The following is a 19,489-nucleotide window of genomic DNA, read 5'->3' on the forward strand; positions in this document are numbered from 1 at the left end:
CTTTTTTTAACATAAAGATTACATTTTAAGCCCCGGTAATGGACGGGGCTTGGCGATTAATCATAATACGAAACGACAGCCTCGGCAATCGCATCGGCGGCTTTTTCCTGATAGACGGAGCTTCCGAGTTTCTGCGCATCGGATTTATTGGTGATAAAACCAAGCTCAACTAAAGCACTCGGCATTTGCGAATGTTTGATCACATAAAATCCCGATTCCTTCACTCCCCTGTCCTCGGTGCCGAGAGCGCCGGGAAGATGCTCCTGAATGTCCGCCGCCAGCCGTTCGCTGTCAGCCGCTTTATATGTGGCGTCAAAATATGTCTCTGTTCCCGCCGCTTCAGGAGCGGCAGAATTGGCATGGATGCTGATGAAAAGGTCTGAACCATTTGTACTCGCTTTGGCCACCCGTTCTTCAAGACTCAAAAACGAATCACCCGTCCTTGTCACGACCGTGTCGGCTCCTTCTTTTTCCAGCTTTTCATTCAGCAAATTGGACACATCAAGATTGACATCCTTCTCCAATAGTCCGTTTCCGACCGCACCGCTGTCATCCCCTCCATGCCCGGCATCCACATAAATCGTTTTTCCCGAAAGCGGCTCAGCCGCAAACGCCCCGGGCAGAATCATGACAAACGAGAACAGGAGCAAAGCCAAGCTCTTCCATAGTAAATTCACGGTTTCTTCCTCCTCATTTTCAATCTATCATTCTTTCTTTTTCAAATCTTTCAGCTGAAATGTTCCATCGTTCGCCTTTCGATACTTGACTTCCACCTTTGTATACTCTTTGATCCCTTTATATTTGTCCCGTTTTTCGGGAGGGACCTGCAGCATCGTCTCCTTGCCGTCAATGTTCACAGCCACCGTATGCTGATCCGCCAAACCAATAAAAGTGCCTTCCTTTGTCAGCCATTCGCCTCCCTCTGCTTTCCGGCTCCCGTCGCCGCTTTGCTGCTCTTCATGCTGGATTGTCCCGCAGCCGGCCAAAAGCAGCATGGCAAACAACACAAAGATGACTCCCTTTTTCATCTCGATCACCTCATCCGCTGGTTTTTTCTACACCCCGTACAATATCTTTAACACTCCCTGCCTGTAAAGCAGCCCTCCCCGGCGGACCGCTCCCGAAATCCACAGCCGAATGTCTCGGTCATTTCCGGTTGTTAGCAGTCTTCCGCCCACAACCGTCCATGAAAAACGATCTAGCAGAAGTGATATTTGACTGTAAAATGGGAAAAAGCAGAACTTTTTCATCATTTTTTGAGCACTCCCGGCTCTCAAGGAAAAGGGAAGCGTTCTTTCTACATAAAAAAACGTCTTTTCCACTGGGAAAAAGACGTTTTATGCGGCTTGGCGCTTGATATGATTCAGTTTATGATAAAGTATGGTATTTCGTGAGACAATCGTCGGAATTTGAAAGCGACCAATAAAAAAGGAATCCCGATCCTGACGAGCTCCCTCCTCATCCGTTTGTTCTGATAAATAAATCATTTAAAGTGCTGCAACACGATCCCTTTCCCGTCGCTCAATTCTATTTCTGCATATGCTCCATTTATAAACGTCATTTGCGGGGGAACATGACCACAATCAATATCAAATATAATTGGGATTTGAAGTTCAGCGGAAAGATCCCGGTAAACTTCTTCAATTGTGTAATTGGCGACAGGAGTATTCGCCGGACTTCTCCCAAACATAATCCCAGAGCAATCGTCAAACCAGCCGGCTAATTTCATTTGTACGAGAGATCTGCGCAGATCAGTCGTTGATAACTCGCAATTTTCAAAAAACCAAATAACAGGATCACCTTGTATATCATGTTCTTTAAAATGTTTTACGCACCCATACGATGTACCGACTAAATGCCTAATTGTATCAATACAGCCGCCAAGCAGCCGTCCTTGTATGTTTACTTCTTTATTCACCGTTGTTTTCCAACAGGTCTTTTCAGTCAGATTGAATACGCAGGGAGCAGGGCTATCAAACTCCCATTCTTTCTGATAATGTTCTGATGAAGATTGCCGGACGGATTCATTTTCTTTTGTCGATAAAACAGTCTCCCACATTGCTGTCCTATTATCTGAAAACTCCCCTCTTAAATCAACTAAATTTGTTCCATGCGCAGTAGCCATACCGGTTTTCAAAGTAATAGCCAAAAGCAACAGACTAATATCCGAATATCCCAGCATCCATTTATTCTTCATATTTTCAAAGTCAATATACTCAAGGACTTCAATAAGCAGTTCCCCGCCCCAAGGAGGGAAAATGAAATCAATCTCATCATTGCGCATCATATGATTAAATTCCGCTGCCCTTTCTATGGCAGGAGCAGATCTCGCCTTGTCCTGAGTCCAAACGGTATCGCCGCAGACGATATGATAACCCAGCTTTTTCATGCGACTGCACGCAGCCTTCAATACACCATGCAACTCAGGCGGCACTCCCGATGATGGGGCAGTTACTCCAATGGTTGCGCCTTTTTGCAGGAATGGATATCGTATCATGGAGACCTCCAGTGTTTTTCATTATTTTAACATGAATACCATTGTATCTGATCGACTCTTAGAGCCTTTACATCTTCAATATTTACGACTGAAACATGGTTGTGGGCAAAACCGCTATCAACGGAAAATTTGCACTAATATTAAATGGCAAAAGCCCCAGCTCTAAGAAACGGGCTATATTTATTTACACGCTTTATTTTAACTCTCTTCTGCGTCACTAAAGAATACCTATCTTAAAGGCTTAGGATGCATTGTTCCATTTAAAACTTTTAGAAAAGATTAATCCATTCTAAAGAAAGAGGAGCTTTTGATATTATTTAAACAATAAACAATCCATGACGAAAAAGGACATATACAACAAAAAAAGCCAGCTCAACTGAGCCTGACTTTTTTATTAATAATCGCAAACTTTATCTTTACATTCGGGTTTTCTTTCGGCATCGACTGTGAAGGAGCCAACTTCGTCATTTGACTTATCGTAAATACCCCATATTTTCTTTTGCTTATCACCATTTAGATACCCTTTTATATCAACTCCGCCCATCGGATTCACTTCGTAGTCATCAGAATAATCAATTGACTGAATGTCATTATAATTCGTTTTAATAAAGTCTGTCATTCTTTCCTTAGCCAAATTAAAAAGTTCTTCTTTTTCTCTGTTATCATGTTGTTGCTTCATAAAAATTCCTCCAAATGTTATAATAACCAGAGCAAGAAGGATAATTATGTATTTCCTCATAAAACCATCCTTTCCTCCTTACATTTTACATAGTTTAAGGGGTTATGTACATGAATAAAAAGTGCGATATTCCTAATTTAACGGACAAAGATTATTATTTTCTTAGCCAAAACACTTATAGTACAGAGAAAATGAAAGAAGCTTTCAAGGAAAAAACACCTATAGAGAGCAAATCAAATAAAGCTTATTACGTTGATAAAATAAAGAGGGACTCTGATACTGGACTCGACGCGTATGTTTTTGTTCAAGCTAAGAAAAAGAACGACAAATGGATTAAACCTGATAAACCAGAAAACGTCGTCGTAGCCTTCGCGGGGACAGATCCGAAAAGTCAATTCTTTCAAGATGTTATCGATGCTGATGGCGGTAACGTCGTTATGGGTCTTGATCCAAAAAAGAAATCGCAATACATCATCGAAAAAGATGCGAAAGATACATCCAAAACACTAGGAAAATACAACGCCACCCCCTCACAAGACGCAATACTCAGCTCCGGCAACTATAAATTGATTACGAAAACATCCCAAATCGGTCAAGCCGACGATCTTGTAAGAGAAATCAAACAAAAATATAAAGGCACTTCGACAGTTGTTTCAACCACCGGACACTCGCTCGGCGGCGCAGAAGCGGAATACAGCGCAGTCAACAATGATATTTATGCTGTGGCGTTCAATAATCCATCCGTTGTTAAATTGCATTCGGAGGAAAAACAGAAGGAAATCAACAGCGGTAAATATGACTCATATGTAAAATCTATCGTTAACCCGGACGATATGACCGGCTCCGGGTGGTGGGATGAGTACCTGCGGCATGCAGGCCGAACGATATATACGAAAGATCCCTCGATTTCCCGTGCGGAACGACAAATACGACTTGATCCCAAGTTTAACGGCGGTATATTGGGTATGGTGTTTGGTGTCGCTTCAGACTACATTACTACAACTGCGATGGGAATGCCGGACACCCACGGTCTCAATAAAGGAAACTTTGCATTCGATGAAGACGGCAACGTTCAAAATATAGAAGGCGATAAGCTCGTCTACGACAAAAACTTAAAAGCGATGCTGCCGCCGGAGGTTGCTTCCGGAAGCGGCGCGATCAAAGTTACGCCCGAAGTCGCTAAACAGCTTGCTGAAAAAGTAAATGCGATCATAAACGACCTTCGCACGATGAAACGAGAAGCGGAAAACGCCTATCAGGAACATGATGCCGCGATAAACGATCTGAAATACGATACCTATCGCCAGGTCGGCCGCGGCTTATACGATCAGCTTTCACTTGAGGATGTGAACAATACGCTGAATGATTTGGCGCAGTCGTTTGACAAAAAAGGAAACCCGCTGTTTTACGATGTTGATGCCGAAGCGGCCTATATCGCATCACTACAGGACACGATTTCAGATTTAGAGGAAATCAGCGGCTATCTCGGGCAAATCACAAAAGATTTCAAATCAAAGGACGAGATGCTGGCAAGATGGCTAAAGCTATAGGAGTGTAGTAAATGGATACGTTAGATAAACTGATCAAAAAACAAAACGACCCGATGGAGAAGCGCAGGCAGCTTGCTATGCTGAAAACGGGTATGAGAGGCGTAGCCGGAACAAAGCTCGAATCCGTTCGAAATACCCTCAGACCGAAATTTAAAGCAGGCGACATACAAAAGGAAATGAACAGCGTCTATTCATCGCTTCTCTACAGCTTCCAAGGAAAAGCACAGCAGGCGCTCGCTCAACGGATCAGCCAAAGCGCACAGCAGCTGATCAAAACAGAGCAGGACGGAGAAAGCTTTGTGAATGGGTTTAAGACGAGATAAAGACGCCAATTACGGCGTCTTTTTTTGTGTAGTTATTAGAAAAGATACGCATAAATCATCGGAAAACCCGCTTCAAATAAGCCTTATGAAGCCTTATGCTCAAGCCGCAGCTTATCAGCCACCATCGCGATGAATTCAGAATTCGTCGGCTTTGCTTTTGACATGCTGACGGTGTAGCCGAACAGCGATGAGATGGAGTCGATGTTGCCTCTGCTCCAAGCGACTTCGATGGCGTGGCGGATCGCCCGTTCGACTCGGCTTGCGGTTGTGTTGAATTTTTTGGCGATGTCCGGATACAGCACTTTTGTAATGCTGCCGAGCAGTTCAATATCGTTATACACCATCGAGATGGCTTCTCTCAAGTACAGATATCCTTTGATATGGGCGGGAACTCCGATTTCGTGGATGATGCTCGTGATGCTGGCGTCCAGGTTTTTCTTTGGTGATTCAGGCTGCGGACGCAGAATGCTGTTTTGGGCTGAAGGGGCGCGGTGTGTCATTTGTGACCCGTTTCCGCTGACCTGGCGGATATGGCCGACAAGGTTCTCCATATCGAATGGTTTTAGAATAAAATAAGATGCGCCCAAATCCACGGCTTTTTTCGTCACGTCTTCCTGGCCGAAAGCTGTCAGCATGATGACGTTCGGCTGTTTTTTGAGCTGGGATTCCCGCAGTCTCTCCAAAACGGCCAAACCGTCGAGATGGGGCATAATAATGTCCAGCACGAGAACGTCAGGCTCCTTGTCTTTAAACAAAGAAAGGCATTCTTGGCCATTGTAAGCCACGCCGATCACTTCCATGTCATTTTGACCCTCGATATATTCGCTTAATAGGCCGACAAGCTCCCTGTTATCATCAGCAACACATACTTTAATTTTCTCCACGTTTCTTCCTCCCCAATGTGTATGTTGATAAAATTCATCATTCTTTTTCTAATATGTTTAATTCGACAGTGTCACATTATTCCCTTTTTAAAAAATTGATTTTTGCAATATTAGTGGTATATCTTGCTTTTTTTCGGTTTTTTTCTGATTTTCTCGTTTTTTCGACTTAAAATGAAACTTGACAAACAGAGGAACGTGAATTTGTCGAAAAATCTTTTCCTCCTCTATTTTAACGCACGATGATGAAGAATGAAAGGTGTATGAGAAAACTGCCGGGAATCCCGGCAGTTTAGCTTGCTTTATCCTTTTTGTAGATATCGATTCCCGCTTCAGAAAGCATCCATTCAATGTGAACGCCATAGCCGCTGGTTGGATCATTGACGAAAACGTGTGTGACCGCTCCGATGATTTTTCCGTTTTGAATAATCGGGCTGCCGCTCATCCCCTGAACGATGCCCCCTGTTTTATGAAGCAGCCTAGGGTCTGTAATTTTCAGCACCATTCCCTTTGTTGCCGGGAATTTTTGCGGAGTTGTGCTGACGATTTGGATATCGAACTTTTCGACCTTATCGTTTTCAATAACCGTCAAAATCTGTGCCGGTCCTTCTTTGACTTCATTTGAAAATGCAATTGGAATGGCTTTGTCTGAAACACGGTTTTTGATGGGCTGATGAAGCGTCCCGAATATTCCAAAAGGACTGTTTCGGTTAATATCGCCGATTACTTTTCGTTCAGATGCAAAACGGGCCAGTTTTTCTCCGGGATTTCCGCCCGTTCCTTTCTCGATTGACGTTACAGTTGATTTTACGATCTGGCCGTTTTCTACGACGATCGGTTTTTTCGTGTCCATATCGGAAATGACGTGCCCCAAAGCCCCGTATTTTTTCGACTTCGGTTCAAAAAAGGTCATCGTGCCGATTCCTGCGGCAGAGTCCCTGATATACAAGCCGATTCTGTATTTGTCTTCAGCCTGGTCCTTTTCCGGGACAAGCTTTGTTTTGATCTCCTGTTTATCCCTTTTGATGAGCAGATTTAAGGTCTCTCCTGTTTTCCCAGCCTTTTGAATAAAAGGGGTGATATCATTCATTTTTTCGATTTTCGTTCCGTTGATTTCTGTGATTATGTCGCCTACCGCGATTCCGGCTGCTTCACCTGGTGATTTCTTTCCGTCATTTGTATTGATTTGGTGAAAACCGACAACCAATACCCCGACAGAGTGAAGCTTTACGCCTATCGACTGCCCGCCGGGTACAACCTTTAAATCGGGAAGAACATTTACTTTTGTTTTTTTGACAGGAAATCCGGCAAAGTCGTAGACGAGCTCCGCTTTTCCATTTTTTTCGCCTTTTATTTCCACTTCATGTTTATTTTCTTTTAATGTGAACGCTTCTGATGAATCGTCTTGAGGTGTACTGACGGATAAGCTTGTTTCGACAGCGCGTGAATCCGTCTCAAAAATGTTCATGTTTTTTGGTATTTCAATGTATTCTTTGACCGGTTTGTAAAATCCTACACTTATTAAAGAAACAAGGAGAATTATACCCACAGCTTTTCTGATTTTTTCAACATCCACCTTTTCACTCTCCTCGCACCTAACCCACACCATGAGAAATTCTTTCGCTACATTCATTACTTTTGCCTTCCTGACAATGATTTATAACTGTGAACGCAAGAAAAACATTGGATAAAATGATAAAGAAACGTTTGCATAAGAAAATAATAAATTCGACGGATCCAGTCAGGCAAAAATGGAAAAACAAAAAATAAGCTGTTCAGACTGAACAGCTTATCCGGTGGTTTTGACGAGTTTGGCCTGATGCAAAAGCTCCTTTGCATGGCGCTTCGTCAGATCTGTCACTTCGACGCCGGCAATCATCCGGCCGATTTCCGATATTTTTTCCTGTTTTGACAATGGTGTGACGCTTGTTGTCGTTCGTCCGTCCTTGGACTGTTTTGTAATTAAAAGATGCGTGTCCGCCATTGCCGCTACTTGCGGCAAATGGGTGATGCACAGCACTTGGGAGCCGATCGATACGCGGTGGATTTTCTCGGCGATCGCCTGCGCCACTCTCCCGCTCACCCCGGTGTCCACTTCGTCAAAAATGATCGATGTGACGTCCTGCTGCGCGGAGAAAATGCTTTTCATCGCCAGCATAATTCTTGACAATTCGCCGCCTGAAGCGACTTTTGACAAGGATTTCAGCGGTTCGCCGGTATTGGTCGAAATTAAAAAGCGGACGCTGTCAATCCCCTGCTTTGTCAGATGAACAGGGGTTCCGTTCACGACAGGTGCTTCTTCGCGGGCATCTGCCGTTTTCAGTTGGAATTCGGTATCGAACGTCGATTTTCCCATATAGAGCTCTTTTAGTTCCTGCTGAATCTGGTTAGCAAGTTTTTTCGCCCATGATTTTCGGATATCTGACACATTCATCGCTTCGATCGCGACATCTTTGCCGACTGATTCGAGCTCCTCTTTTAATGCCTGCAGATGGCTGTCACGGTTTTGGATACGATCGATTTCTTCCTCGATTTTCGCGGAATATGCCTGTATATCTTCAACAGTGGCGCCGTATTTTCGCTTCAATTGTTTGATTTCGTTCAATCTGGATTCAATGAAATCGAGCCGTGCCGGATCGTATTCCAAGTCGTCCAGCATGTTTCTGATTTGAAAGGTTGAATCCTCCAAAATATAGTAAGCGTTGGCAACAGATTCAGATATCTTTTTCAGTCCGTCATTGATGCCGGAGACATTCTCTAGCTCGCTTGATGCCATCCCGACCCAATCGAGTCCGGCCTGTTCGTTGCGAAGCGCGTTATAGGCATTTTGCAAAGCTTCATATATTTTCTCAAAGTTTGAAATCTGCCGGCGCTCTTCCTCCAAAAGCTCGTCCTCTTTGGGCTCGAGGTTTGCGGATTCGATTTCATCAAGCTGAAACTGAATCAAATCAAGTCTGTGGGCCATTTCCTGTTCGCTTTCAGAAAGCTGTTTCACCTTTTTCATGACGTTCATATAGCGGCTGTAAACTTCCTGGTAGGCTTTCAGCGCTTTTTCGATTTCCTCGCCGGCGTACCGGTCCAAAAGCTGAAGATGATGGTCGTCTTCCATTAGCAGCTGGTTATCGTGCTGACCGTGGATATCAAGCAGAAGCCTGCCGACCTCCCGCAAAGCGGCAATCGTCACAAGCTTGCCATTTACACGGCAGATGCTTTTGCCGTTTGCATTGATATCCCGTCTCATGACGATCATCTCGTCAGAAGCGTCGATGCCAAGCTCTCCGCACAGATCGAAGACCGGATGCCCGCTGTCCAGCAGAAAAAGCCCTTCTAATTCGGCTCTTTTTTCTCCATATCTGACATATTCGGATGAACCTCTTCCGCCCACAAGCAAAGAGATGGCATCGATGATGATCGATTTTCCGGCCCCGGTTTCGCCGGTTAACACCGTCAGCCCTTTTTCAAAAGAAATGGTTAGTTCTTCGATAATCGCAAAGTTCTTAATCGATAATTCAGCTAACAAGCTTTTATCGCACCTCTTTTCAGGCTTCATTATAAAAGTTCCAATATTTTTTTCTGTACCGTTTCCGTATCGGCCGGCGTCCGGCAGATGATCAAAATGGTATCATCTCCGCAGATGGTTCCCAGAATCTCCTCCCAGTCCAAATTGTCCATCAGCGCCCCGATGGCCTGGGCGTTTCCCGGCATCGTCTTAAGGATAATCATATGGCTTGCCGAATCGATTTTGACAAACGCATCCATTAATGACCTTTTTAATTTTGAAAGCGGATTAAACCGCTGATCAGCAGGCAGGCTGTATTTGTATGTGCCGTTGTTTGTCGGAACCTTCACCAAATGGAGCTCTTTAATATCGCGTGATACAGTGGCTTGTGTCACATTATAGCCGTCTTTCTTTAAAATATCGACGAGCTCGTCCTGTGTCTCGATCTCTTGTGCGGTAATAATCTCCCTGATTTTAATATGCCTTTGACCTTTGTTCATTTTACACCTCTGTATATACACATATTGTGTATGTTTATACAATCATGTTATATGATTTTAATGAAAAAGTACATCTTTACAGTAAAAAAGGAATAATAGCTCACTATTATTCCTTTACATCCGACTTTTTCGCTTTTAATGTCTTGTGAGCTTCTTCGACAATGTGATTGATCATATCCTCCGGAATCGGCGCTCCGGGGTTGTCCTGTCCTGTCCATTGCAAATGCAGGAGAAATTCGATATTGCCGTCGCCTCCTGTAATCGGAGAAAACGATGCATTTTTGCAATCATACCCTTCCCGCGCAGCAAACTGGCTGATGTCATTCAGCACAGCTTTGTGAACGAGAGGATCGCGGACAATTCCCTTTTTCCCCACTGATTCACGGCCGGCTTCGAATTGCGGTTTGACGAGGGCCACGCAATCGCTTCCCGGAACTAAAATGGTTTTCAGAACGGGCAGTATGATTTTCAGCGATATAAATGAAACATCAATTGTTGCAAATTCCGGCAGGCCGGCTGTGAAATCGGCAGGAGTGCAGTACCGGAAATTGGTGCGCTCCATGACGATGACCCGTTCATCCTGCCTTAACTTCCAGGCAAGCTGGTTATAGCCCACATCAACGGCATAAGAGCTTGAGGCGCCGTTTTGCAGGGCGCAGTCTGTGAAGCCTCCGGTTGATGAGCCTATATCAATCATTTTTTTGCCGCGGACGGAAAGCTGAAATTCATTCAGCGCTTTTTCAAGCTTCAAACCGCCTCTGCTGACGTATTTTAACGGGTTTCCTTTGATGGTCAGCGGGATGGTGCGGTCCACTTTTTCGCCGGGTTTGTCCAGCCTGTTTTCATTCGTGTAGACAATGCCGGCCATAATGGCTCTTTTCGCTTTTTCCCGGGTTTCCATCAACCCTCTTTCTACCAATAAAATATCAAGGCGTTCTTTTTTTGCTGTCATGATCCAATTCCTTTATGAGTCTTTACGGGTGTCAGCATTCTTATTCGTCTGATGACATCTTCCTTTGTCAAGCCGATCTCTTCAAGAAGCTTCGCAACGCTTCCGTGCTCAATGAAACGATCCGGTATGCCCATTCTGTCGATCATCGGACTGTAAGATTGATGGTCATGGGCGAATTCAAGGATCGAGCTCCCGAATCCTCCCTGAAGAACAGCCTCTTCTATCGTTAAGATCGGAAGCCCTTCTTTCAGGATACCCTTGAGCATGGCTTCATCAAGCGGCTTGATAAAGCGGGCATTCACCACTCTGACGGAACGGCCTTCTTTTTGGAGGTCTTCCGCAGCATCGAGCGCCATTTGAATGGTTGTTCCGAACGTTAAAATCACCGCGTCGGTCCCGGGTCTCAGGACTTCCCATGTCCCGATCGGAATCGTCTTCAGTTCTTTATCCAATTTGACGCCGAGTCCGTTTCCGCGCGGGAAGCGCATGGCGATCGGGCCGTCATCGTATTGGACGGCCGTGTTGACCATATGCTGCCCTTCATTTTCATCCTTAGGCATCATCAGCACCAAATTGGGAATATGCCTTAAAAAAGCGATATCAAATACGCCTTGATGGGTTTCCCCATCGGCGCCGACAAGGCCTGCCCTGTCAATTCCGATAAATACGTTTAAGTTTTGCCGGCAAATATCATGGACAACCTGGTCATATGCGCGCTGCAGGAACGTTGAATAAATCGCCAGAAACGGCTTCATATCCTGGGTCGCAAGGCCGGCCGCCATCGTTGCAGCATGCTGTTCGGCTATCCCCACGTCAAACATTCTGTCGGGAAATTCGCTTGCAAATCCTTCAAGCTTGGAGCCGACCGGCATAGCCGGGGTAATGGCCACGATCCGTTCATCCTCCCTGGCAAGCCTCCGAACCGTTTCGCTCACGAGGGCGCTCCATGACGGTGCCGCCGCTTTCGGCTTCACAAAATCGCCCGTATCGATTTTATATGGTCCTGTGCCGTGCCAAGTCCCAGTTTTATCAGCTTCTGCGGGCTTGTAGCCTTTCCCTTTTTTCGTAATCACGTGAAGGAGTACAGGCCCTTTTGTTTTCTTCGCATACTGCATATTTTCAAACAGCTCTTCATAGGAGTGACCGTCCACAGGCCCCAGATACGTAAAACCGAGCTCTTCAAAAAACATTCCGGATACTAAAAGATATTTTAAGCTGTCTTTGACCCGTTCAGCTGTCGCGGCCAGCTTTCCCCCCACAGCCGGTATACGCTTGAACAGGTATTCAAGCTCATCTTTGACCCATTGGTATTTTCCGGCCGTGCGCAGCCTTCCGAGCATGGAATGAATCGCTCCGACGTTTGGAGCGATGCTCATCTCATTGTCATTCAGAATGACGATCATATCCTTTTGCTCATGGCCGATATGGTTCAGCGCTTCAAGGGCCATCCCGCCCGTGAGAGCGCCGTCGCCGATGATCGGGATGATATACTCGTCTGTCCCTTTTAAATCCCGTGCGACCGCCATTCCCATCGCTCCGGAAAGAGAAGTTGAGCTGTGGCCTGTCTCCCAGACATCGTGTTCGCTCTCATTCCGTTTCGGAAAGCCGCACAAGCCTTTATGCTGGCGCAGCGTTGCAAAGTCCTTTCCGCGGCCGGTTAAAAGCTTGTGGACGTAAGATTGATGCCCAACATCCCATAAAAATTTATCTCTCGGGCTGTTAAATTCTTTATGAAGAGCAATCGTCAGCTCAACCACACCAAGATTCGGGCCGATGTGCCCTCCCGATTCAGAAAGCGTTTCAATTAGAAAACGGCGAATCTCGGCCCCCAGTTCTTCAAGTTCCTGAATGGAAAGATGTTTTAAAAACGCAGGGTCTTTTATAGATAACAGATCCAATCGGATCAACTCACTTTCAGCATGATTTCTGCAAGTATGCATTCTTAACGTTTTATTTAAAAATGGATGAACACCCATTTTACCAGTTTGAATTATTATATGATGAACCTACCCTCATGCGCAAACTTGCATATGCGGACACTTCAGTCTAAAAAACGGCCGCTAACACATCGTGATAACGGCGCGGCCTTTCTCGTTCAACTGTTTACATTTTATCATAACAAGTCTTTTATACTCAAATGGAAACCGCGGCATCAGTGATCCCGGTCTGCTATCATGTCGCACAATTCGTACAGCAGGTCTTGTTCGAGGGAAAGTTCCGAAATCAGCTGCTTTGCTTTTTTAATGTGCTCGTCAAGCTTTTGTTTGGCCCCCTCAAGCGACAGAAGAGACGGATAGGTCGATTTTCCGTTTGACGTATCAGACCCGATCCGTTTGCCGATTTTATCCTCTGAACCTTCAAGATCCAAAATGTCGTCTCTGATTTGAAAACCGATACCGATATGATGGCTGAATTCGCGCAGCTTTTCTATTTCTTCTTCAGGTGCATCGGCAAGTATAGCACCTGCGATTACGCTGAAGCTGAGGAGTTTGGCCGTTTTTCCTTCATGGATCGATTGAAGCTCTTGTAATGAGACGGGCTTTGACTCCGCTTCCATATCGAGAATCTGGCCGCCGACCATGCCTTCCGCACCCGCGGCGGAGATGAGCTCATTCACAAGTCTGAGACGTTTTTCCGCCGGCACTTCAGCCGATACATGGGTGGTGATCATTTTAAAGCTTTCGGTCAGAAGGGCGTCTCCGGCAAGTACAGCCGTCGCTTCTCCATAGATCTTGTGATTTGTCGGTTTTCCTCTTCGCAAATCATCATCATCCATGCAAGGAAGGTCGTCATGGATCAGCGAATAGGTATGGATCATTTCAACCGCGCAGCCGACCGGTATGCCGTCCTCTTCTTTTTTTCCGTATGCATGAAGAAGAGCAAGCACCAAAATCGGTCTCAGCCTTTTTCCTCCCGCTTCCAAAGAATACAGCATGGATTGTTTAAGAGTTGACGGCGCTTGCAGCTTTTGAATATATAAAGGAAGACGCTGTTCGATTAACGCTTTTCTCGTGTTTAAAAATTCGTCTAGCCTATTGGTCACCTTTGTCCTCCTCCCGAACACTGAAAGGAGCTAATTCGCCATTTTCACGCAAAATGTAGTCCATCTGCTTTTCAACATTTTGCAGCTTTTCGTGGCACATCTTTGAAAGAAGCATGCCTTCCTGGAAATAATCGATCGCTTTTTCCAAAGGGACATCCCCTTCCTCCAGTTTTGATACGATGTCTTCAAGACCTTTCATCGCCTCTTCAAAGGACATGTCTTTTTGTTTTGTTTTCTTTTCTTCAGCCATTTGTTTCGCCTCTCTTTTGCCGTACGTCACAGGTTAGGATCCCATCCTTCAATTTCACTTGGATCTCGTCTTGTTCTTGAACCTGTTCAATACTTTTAATCAATTCGTCTTCTTTATATGTCAGACTGTACCCTCTTTCCATGACTTGAAGAGGGCTTAATGCATTCAGTTTACCAAGAACCGTCTGAAACTGCGAGTGAATCTGCTTGAGCTGCACATTCATATTTCGCTTCAGCCGGTTCGTCTGTTCCCCATGCCGCAGTCTCGCCTGCTTTAATTGCTCTTCCGGATGGCGCATTTCCAATTTATAGGTCTGTTCATTCAGCTTCTGCTTTTTCCGGTCGAGCGCCATGGCGGTCTGCTTTTGAAAACGGTCGAATACAAGATCAAACTCCTGTTCCTTTTGTGCGTAAAGCCTTTTCGGATAACGGAAAGCGTAGGAGGATTGAAGATGTTTCACCCGCTCCTGCCGTTTGCGCAAATCCTGCTGCATTGCTTTTGTGATTCTGACATCCAGCGTTTTCACACGTTCCAGCAGGTCGAGCATATTCGGAACGGCAAGTTCTGCGGCTCCTGTAGGGGTGGCGGCGCGCAGATCAGCCGTAAAATCGCTGATTGTAAAATCAGTCTCATGTCCGACAGCGGATATGATCGGTATGCCGGAAGAAAAAATCGCTCTTGCGACAATTTCTTCATTAAAAGCCCACAGCTCTTCAATCGATCCCCCTCCGCGCCCGACAATTAATACATCGCACAGTTGTCTGCGGTTTGCCTCTTCTATGCTTCTGACGATGGACTCACCCGCGTTTATTCCTTGGACAAGGGTTGGGAGGACAATCACTTTTACGAGAGGATATCTTCTTTTAATGGTGGTGATGACATCCCGTACAGCTGCTCCTGTAGGAGACGTGACAACACCGATGACTGATGGAAAAGCGGGGATGGGCTTTTTGTATTTTTCGTCGAACAGCCCTTCTTGTGAAAGCTTTTTCTTTAATTCTTCATAAGCCAAATGAAGCGCGCCGATTCCGTCAGGCTGGATTTCTTTGGCATAAAGCTGATAATTGCCGCTCGGTTCATAAACCGAAATGCCGCCTCTCACCAATACTTTCATTCCGTTTTCGGGAGTGAAGCCGAGGCTTCTGTTTTGTCTGGCAAACATGACCGCCTGGATGCGGGCGTTGTCATCTTTCAGCGTAAAATAAATATGGCCCCTGCTATGTATTTTAACATTTGACAGCTCACCCTTGATCCAAAGATCATCAAGATGGGGATCGACGTCAAATTTGCGTTTAATATATTTTGTCAAAGCCGTGACCGTGACAAATGATACTTCGCTCATGGCACAGTCTCCTTTCCTGCCGGCACAATGAACATTCATCCGCCGGGCTGTCCGGCGGATGAACGGGTGTCCGTTAGATAGAACGTTTTGCTGATTTAACCGTATTATGGGCAAGCATGGTAATGGTCATCGGACCGACTCCGCCCGGTACTGGCGTGATATAGGAAGCTTTCTCTTTCGCCTCGTCAAACGCCACATCTCCGGCCAGTTTGCCGGTTTCCAGACGGTTGACGCCGACATCGATGACAACGGCCCCGTCTTTAATTTGATCCGCTTTGATAAAATTGGCTTTCCCCACAGCCACGATGAGAATATCGGCTTTTTTCGTATGAGCCGTAAGATCGGCTGTTCTTGAATGGCAATATGTGACGGTTGCATTTTCGTTCAGAAGCAGCTGACCTACTGGCTTTCCGACGATATTGCTTCTGCCGACGACAACAACCTCTTTTCCTGACAGATCAATGCCGGTTTTCCTTAATAACTCGACGATGCCAGCCGGTGTGCAAGGCAGGAATGTATCTTCGCCAAGCAGCATTTTCCCGACATTTAGCGGATGAAACCCGTCGACATCTTTGTCAGGGGAAATTCTTTCAATCACCGCTTGTTCGGAAATATGATCCGGAAGAGGCAGCTGGACAAGAATTCCGTGAAAGTCGTCATTATTGTTGTACTGGTCAATGACCTCAAGCAGTTCCTGTTCAGAGAAGCTTGCGTCGAAATGATCCAATTGAAAACGAATCCCCATAGCCTCAGCCGCTTTTTTCTTGCCGCGAACATATGAAAGAGACGCCGGATCATCGCCGATTAAAATAACGGCCAGCCCCGGGGTAACTCCCTGTTTTTTCAGCTCTTCTACTTCCTTGGCCAACTGCCCGCGCTTTTCTTTCGCTGTTTCTTTTCCGTCGATGATGGTTGCTGTCATTTGTTCTCCTCCTAAATTATTCTAAATCGGATTTAATGTTAGAAAGAACACCGTTTACAAACTTCGCCGACTTGTCATCTCCAAATTGCTTTGCCAGTTCAATCGCTTCATTCATAGAGACATTGACAGGTATATCGTGTGAAAACGCCATCTCATAAACCGATAAACGCAAAATCGCGCGGTCGACATTGGCCAGTCTGTCAAGCTTCCAATTGACGAGATGGCGTGTGATCATCTCATCGATTTTTTCCTTGTTCTCTAAGACCCCGTATACAAGCTGTTCGAAAAAAGCGTCGCTTTCCCGGCCGTCCAGGGCATGCGCCATCGCTTCTTTCGGTTCAATATTGCTGACATCAATTTGGAATAGTGACTGCAAAGCCTTTTCTCTTGCTGTTCTTCTTTTCATTCTTTCTTTTTCTCCTTTAACCCTCTTTGCTGCTTGCCCTTAAGCCACAAAGAGATCATATCATATTTTTAGTCTTTCCGCATGTAAAAATCAAGGTTTTATCGCTTATAACCGAATATTTATTAAGAAACACTGAAAATCATTCGTTTTTAAAGCGATCGGCATTGTGACGCTTGCGTCCTCTATATTTTTCATCGTTACCGTTAGAATGATGCTCATAAATTCCATTTTTCAGAAGGGTGGAACATGAAAAAACCAAAGGGCCGTCATTCCCCTTGGTTCTTCCATTCAATCGCACTACATCTCTTGATCAATTTCGACTTCGTGTGTTTTTGAATCAAATTGAATTCCGACGATGTGAATATTAATTTCATTGATCGAAAGAGCTGTCATATTGAGGAGCGTCTGGCGGATGTTGTCCTGGACGGCGCGTGCCACCTTCGGAATCGACACGCCGAATAGCATCACACAGAATACATCGATCGTAATCCCGTCATCAGACAGGTCGACTTTGACGCCCTTGCCATGATTCTTTTTTCCGAAGCGTTCCACAACACCTGTTGCAAAATTGCCCCGCATTTCAGCGACGCCTTCAACTTCGGAAGCAGCGATTCCGGCAATCACTTCAATGACTTCCGGAGCGATTTCCACTTTTCCCAAATGATGTTCTTCATGGCTCATTTCCAATAAGCTGTTGTCGTCTTTCAATATATTCACCTCCGTAAAATTTACGATCCCATTACATCATATATTTCTAAAAACTTCGTGTTAAATTCTCCGCTTACGAATGTTTCATGGTCCAATAATTTCAAATGGAACGGTATTGTCGTATGGATGCCTTCGATTACAAACTCGCTCAAGGCCCGCTTCATTCTTGAAACGGCTTCTTCCCTCGTCTTTCCATACGTAATGACTTTGGCAATCATGCTGTCATAGTAAGGCGGAATCGAGTATCCCGAATAGACAGCTGAATCCACTCTGACGCCAAGACCGCCCGGAGGCAGGTACATCTCAATTTTCCCAGGTGAAGGCATGAAGTTTTTCTCAGGATTTTCCGCATTGATCCGGCATTCGATCGCCCATCCGGTAAAGGTCACATCTTCCTGTGAAAGGCTTAGTTTCTCGCCGGACGCCACTTTGATCTGCTCTTTGATTAAATCGACGCCGGTGACCATTTCTGTTACGGGATGTTCAACTTGAATCCGCGTGTTCATTTCCATAAAGTAAAATTTCTGTTCGCGGTAATCATAAATGAACTCGACTGTTCCGGCGCCCGTATATTGAACGGCTTCCGCCGCTTTTACGGCCGCTTGGCCCATTTTCTCCCTTACGCCTTCATCAAGAGCCGGTGAAGGTGTTTCTTCTAGAAGCTTTTGCAGCCTTCTTTGGATCGAACAGTCGCGCTCGCCCAAATGAATCGTGTTTCCATGCGTGTCGGCGAGCACTTGAATTTCGACGTGTCTGAAATCTTCGATGTACTTTTCAATATACACGCCGGGATTTCCAAATGCTGTGGCGGCTTCCTGCTGGGTGATCTTGATGCCGTTGATCAATTCTTCTTCGGTGCGGGCGATCCGGATTCCTTTACCGCCTCCGCCGGCTGTTGCCTTTATAATCACAGGATACCCGATATCGCGCGCCAATGAAACCGCATCTTCGATATTTTCAATAATTCCTTTTGATCCGGGCACAATCGGAACACCGGCCTGCTGCATCGTTTCCCTTGCGACGTCTTTTGTCCCCATCTTGGAAATCGCGGCGGCAGTCGGGCCGACGAATGTGACGTTGACTTCTTCGCAAAGTTCGGCAAAATCCGCGTTTTCCGCAAGAAAGCCGTAGCCTGGGTGAATCGCGTCCGCGCCGGTCATTTTGGCGACGGTGACGATGTTGGTGATGTTCAGGTAGCTGTCCTTTGACAGCTTCGGCCCGATGCAGAACGCTTCATCCGCCATCTGAACGTGGAGCGCCTCTTTATCGGCCTCCGAATAGACGGCTACCGTTTCAATCCCCATTTCTTTACAAGCTCGAATGATTCTGACGGCAATTTCTCCCCGGTTCGCAATTAATAGCTTTTTTATCATCTTATTGCTCCTTACTCTGCTTTTACTAAAAATAGAGGTTGTCCGTATTCAACCAGCTGACCGTTTTCAACTAGAACTTCAACGATTTCACCTTTCACTTCGGCCTCGATCTCATTGAAGAGCTTCATCGCTTCCACAATGCAGACGACGGAAGATTCGGTGACTTTTGATCCCTCGGTTACGTAAGGATCGGCATCTGGTGAAGAAGACGCGTAAAACGTTCCGACCATCGGAGACGTGATTTGATGAAGATTTCCGTTGTCTTTCGCCGCTTCCTTGACCGGCTCTTCCTGAACAGGCGCCTGCTTTTCCTGAACGGCAGCTTGTACCGCCGGCGCCGGAGCAGGTGCGGCAGGAACCTGTTGAACCATTTGAACAGAACCGCCGACATGCTTTTTAAGTTCGACCTTCGATCCTTCGTTTTCATATGTAAATTCATTTATCGAAGATTCATCAATTAGTTTTATGAGTTGTTTTATTTCATCAATGTTTAACATGCTATCGCACCCCTAATGAATAAATTTATCATGATTATCAGTTAGTACTAAAAGTACATACTATATT

General features: G+C 45.5%; 21 protein-coding genes. 2 read left to right on the plus strand and 19 right to left on the minus strand.

What is annotated here, in order from left to right; translation table 11 throughout:
* Positions 1–56 precede the first annotated feature (56 nt).
* The 5 genes from BTR1S_RS08570 to BTR1S_RS08590 form a co-directional block, all read right to left on the minus strand.
* A complete protein-coding gene (locus tag BTR1S_RS08570) occupies positions 57–677 on the minus strand; it encodes an N-acetylmuramoyl-L-alanine amidase family protein (RefSeq protein WP_006637483.1) in 621 nt (206 codons plus the stop codon).
* 27 nt (positions 678–704) lie between these two features.
* Positions 705–1,028, minus strand: a complete 324-nt coding sequence (lytA, locus tag BTR1S_RS08575; protein WP_029419395.1) for an acidic lipoprotein LytA — start codon at positions 1,026–1,028, stop codon at positions 705–707.
* Positions 1,029–1,055: 27 nt separating this feature from the next.
* A complete protein-coding gene (locus BTR1S_RS22480; RefSeq protein ID WP_155910181.1) occupies positions 1,056–1,253 on the minus strand; it encodes a hypothetical protein in 198 nt (65 codons plus the stop codon).
* Positions 1,254–1,483: 230 nt separating this feature from the next.
* Positions 1,484–2,497 (minus strand): S66 family peptidase, encoded by a 1,014-nt coding sequence (locus tag BTR1S_RS08585; RefSeq protein WP_029419393.1) that lies wholly within the window; start codon positions 2,495–2,497, stop codon positions 1,484–1,486.
* 394 nt (positions 2,498–2,891) lie between these two features.
* Positions 2,892–3,236 (minus strand): DUF1433 domain-containing protein, encoded by a 345-nt coding sequence (locus BTR1S_RS08590; protein WP_006637487.1) that lies wholly within the window; start codon positions 3,234–3,236, stop codon positions 2,892–2,894.
* A 50-nt stretch (positions 3,237–3,286) separates the two neighbouring features.
* Here BTR1S_RS08590 and BTR1S_RS08595 point away from each other — a divergent pair, with 50 nt between their 5' ends.
* Both BTR1S_RS08595 and BTR1S_RS08600 read left to right on the plus strand, forming a co-directional pair.
* Positions 3,287–4,726: a lipase gene (locus tag BTR1S_RS08595; RefSeq protein ID WP_034326464.1), complete on the plus strand. Its 1,440-nt coding sequence runs from the start codon at positions 3,287–3,289 to the stop codon at positions 4,724–4,726.
* An 11-nt stretch (positions 4,727–4,737) separates the two neighbouring features.
* Complete coding sequence (locus BTR1S_RS08600; RefSeq protein ID WP_029419391.1) at positions 4,738–5,049, plus strand: hypothetical protein; 312 nt, start codon at positions 4,738–4,740, stop codon at positions 5,047–5,049.
* A gap of 83 nt (positions 5,050–5,132) precedes the next feature.
* Here BTR1S_RS08600 and spo0A read toward each other — a convergent pair whose 3' ends face one another.
* The 14 genes from spo0A to accB all read right to left on the minus strand — a co-directional run bounded on the left by spo0A (position 5,133) and on the right by accB (position 19,422).
* Positions 5,133–5,933, minus strand: a complete 801-nt coding sequence (gene spo0A, locus BTR1S_RS08605; RefSeq protein WP_006637490.1) for a sporulation transcription factor Spo0A — start codon at positions 5,931–5,933, stop codon at positions 5,133–5,135.
* A 289-nt stretch (positions 5,934–6,222) separates the two neighbouring features.
* Positions 6,223–7,539, minus strand: a complete 1,317-nt coding sequence (spoIVB, locus tag BTR1S_RS08610; protein ID WP_051056677.1) for a SpoIVB peptidase — start codon at positions 7,537–7,539, stop codon at positions 6,223–6,225.
* Between the two features lie 180 nt (positions 7,540–7,719).
* Positions 7,720–9,450: a DNA repair protein RecN gene (gene recN, locus BTR1S_RS08615; RefSeq protein ID WP_029419390.1), complete on the minus strand. Its 1,731-nt coding sequence runs from the start codon at positions 9,448–9,450 to the stop codon at positions 7,720–7,722.
* A gap of 29 nt (positions 9,451–9,479) precedes the next feature.
* Entirely contained in the window at positions 9,480–9,929 is a 450-nt protein-coding gene (gene ahrC, locus BTR1S_RS08620) for a transcriptional regulator AhrC/ArgR (RefSeq protein ID WP_006637493.1), read from the minus strand.
* A 106-nt stretch (positions 9,930–10,035) separates the two neighbouring features.
* Positions 10,036–10,881, minus strand: coding sequence for a TlyA family RNA methyltransferase (locus tag BTR1S_RS08625; RefSeq protein WP_006637494.1), 846 nt, complete (start codon positions 10,879–10,881; stop codon positions 10,036–10,038).
* Entirely contained in the window at positions 10,878–12,779 is a 1,902-nt protein-coding gene (dxs, locus tag BTR1S_RS08630) for a 1-deoxy-D-xylulose-5-phosphate synthase (protein WP_006637495.1), read from the minus strand. Before dxs ends, BTR1S_RS08625 begins: the two co-directional genes overlap by 4 nt.
* Before the next feature lie 254 nt (positions 12,780–13,033).
* On the minus strand, positions 13,034–13,924 hold the full coding sequence (locus BTR1S_RS08635) for a polyprenyl synthetase family protein (protein ID WP_006637496.1): 891 nt from the start codon (positions 13,922–13,924) through the stop codon (positions 13,034–13,036).
* Complete coding sequence (locus tag BTR1S_RS08640) at positions 13,914–14,174, minus strand: exodeoxyribonuclease VII small subunit (RefSeq protein WP_006637497.1); 261 nt, start codon at positions 14,172–14,174, stop codon at positions 13,914–13,916. Before BTR1S_RS08640 ends, BTR1S_RS08635 begins: the two co-directional genes overlap by 11 nt.
* Entirely contained in the window at positions 14,167–15,516 is a 1,350-nt protein-coding gene (gene xseA, locus BTR1S_RS08645; protein WP_006637498.1) for an exodeoxyribonuclease VII large subunit, read from the minus strand. The genes BTR1S_RS08640 and xseA overlap by 8 nt, the downstream gene beginning before the upstream one ends.
* 73 nt (positions 15,517–15,589) lie before the next feature.
* Positions 15,590–16,438 carry a bifunctional methylenetetrahydrofolate dehydrogenase/methenyltetrahydrofolate cyclohydrolase FolD gene (gene folD / locus BTR1S_RS08650; RefSeq protein ID WP_006637499.1) on the minus strand — a complete coding sequence of 283 codons (849 nt, stop codon included), beginning with the start codon at positions 16,436–16,438 and terminating at the stop codon, positions 15,590–15,592.
* Between the two features lie 16 nt (positions 16,439–16,454).
* The gene (gene nusB / locus BTR1S_RS08655) at positions 16,455–16,844 is read right to left on the minus strand and encodes a transcription antitermination factor NusB (RefSeq protein ID WP_006637500.1); all 390 of its coding nucleotides are present in this window, start codon (positions 16,842–16,844) and stop codon (positions 16,455–16,457) included.
* Positions 16,845–17,141: 297 nt separating this feature from the next.
* Positions 17,142–17,525: an Asp23/Gls24 family envelope stress response protein gene (locus BTR1S_RS08660; protein ID WP_034326529.1), complete on the minus strand. Its 384-nt coding sequence runs from the start codon at positions 17,523–17,525 to the stop codon at positions 17,142–17,144.
* A gap of 47 nt (positions 17,526–17,572) precedes the next feature.
* Positions 17,573–18,925, minus strand: coding sequence for an acetyl-CoA carboxylase biotin carboxylase subunit (accC, locus tag BTR1S_RS08665; protein ID WP_006637502.1), 1,353 nt, complete (start codon positions 18,923–18,925; stop codon positions 17,573–17,575).
* A gap of 11 nt (positions 18,926–18,936) precedes the next feature.
* Positions 18,937–19,422 (minus strand): acetyl-CoA carboxylase biotin carboxyl carrier protein, encoded by a 486-nt coding sequence (accB, locus tag BTR1S_RS08670; protein WP_029419389.1) that lies wholly within the window; start codon positions 19,420–19,422, stop codon positions 18,937–18,939.
* Positions 19,423–19,489: the final 67 nt, after the last annotated feature.

It is taken from the genome of Bacillus sonorensis NBRC 101234 = KCTC 13918, assembly GCF_001592005.1.
In the GTDB taxonomy this organism is placed as follows: domain Bacteria; phylum Bacillota; class Bacilli; order Bacillales; family Bacillaceae; genus Bacillus; species Bacillus sonorensis.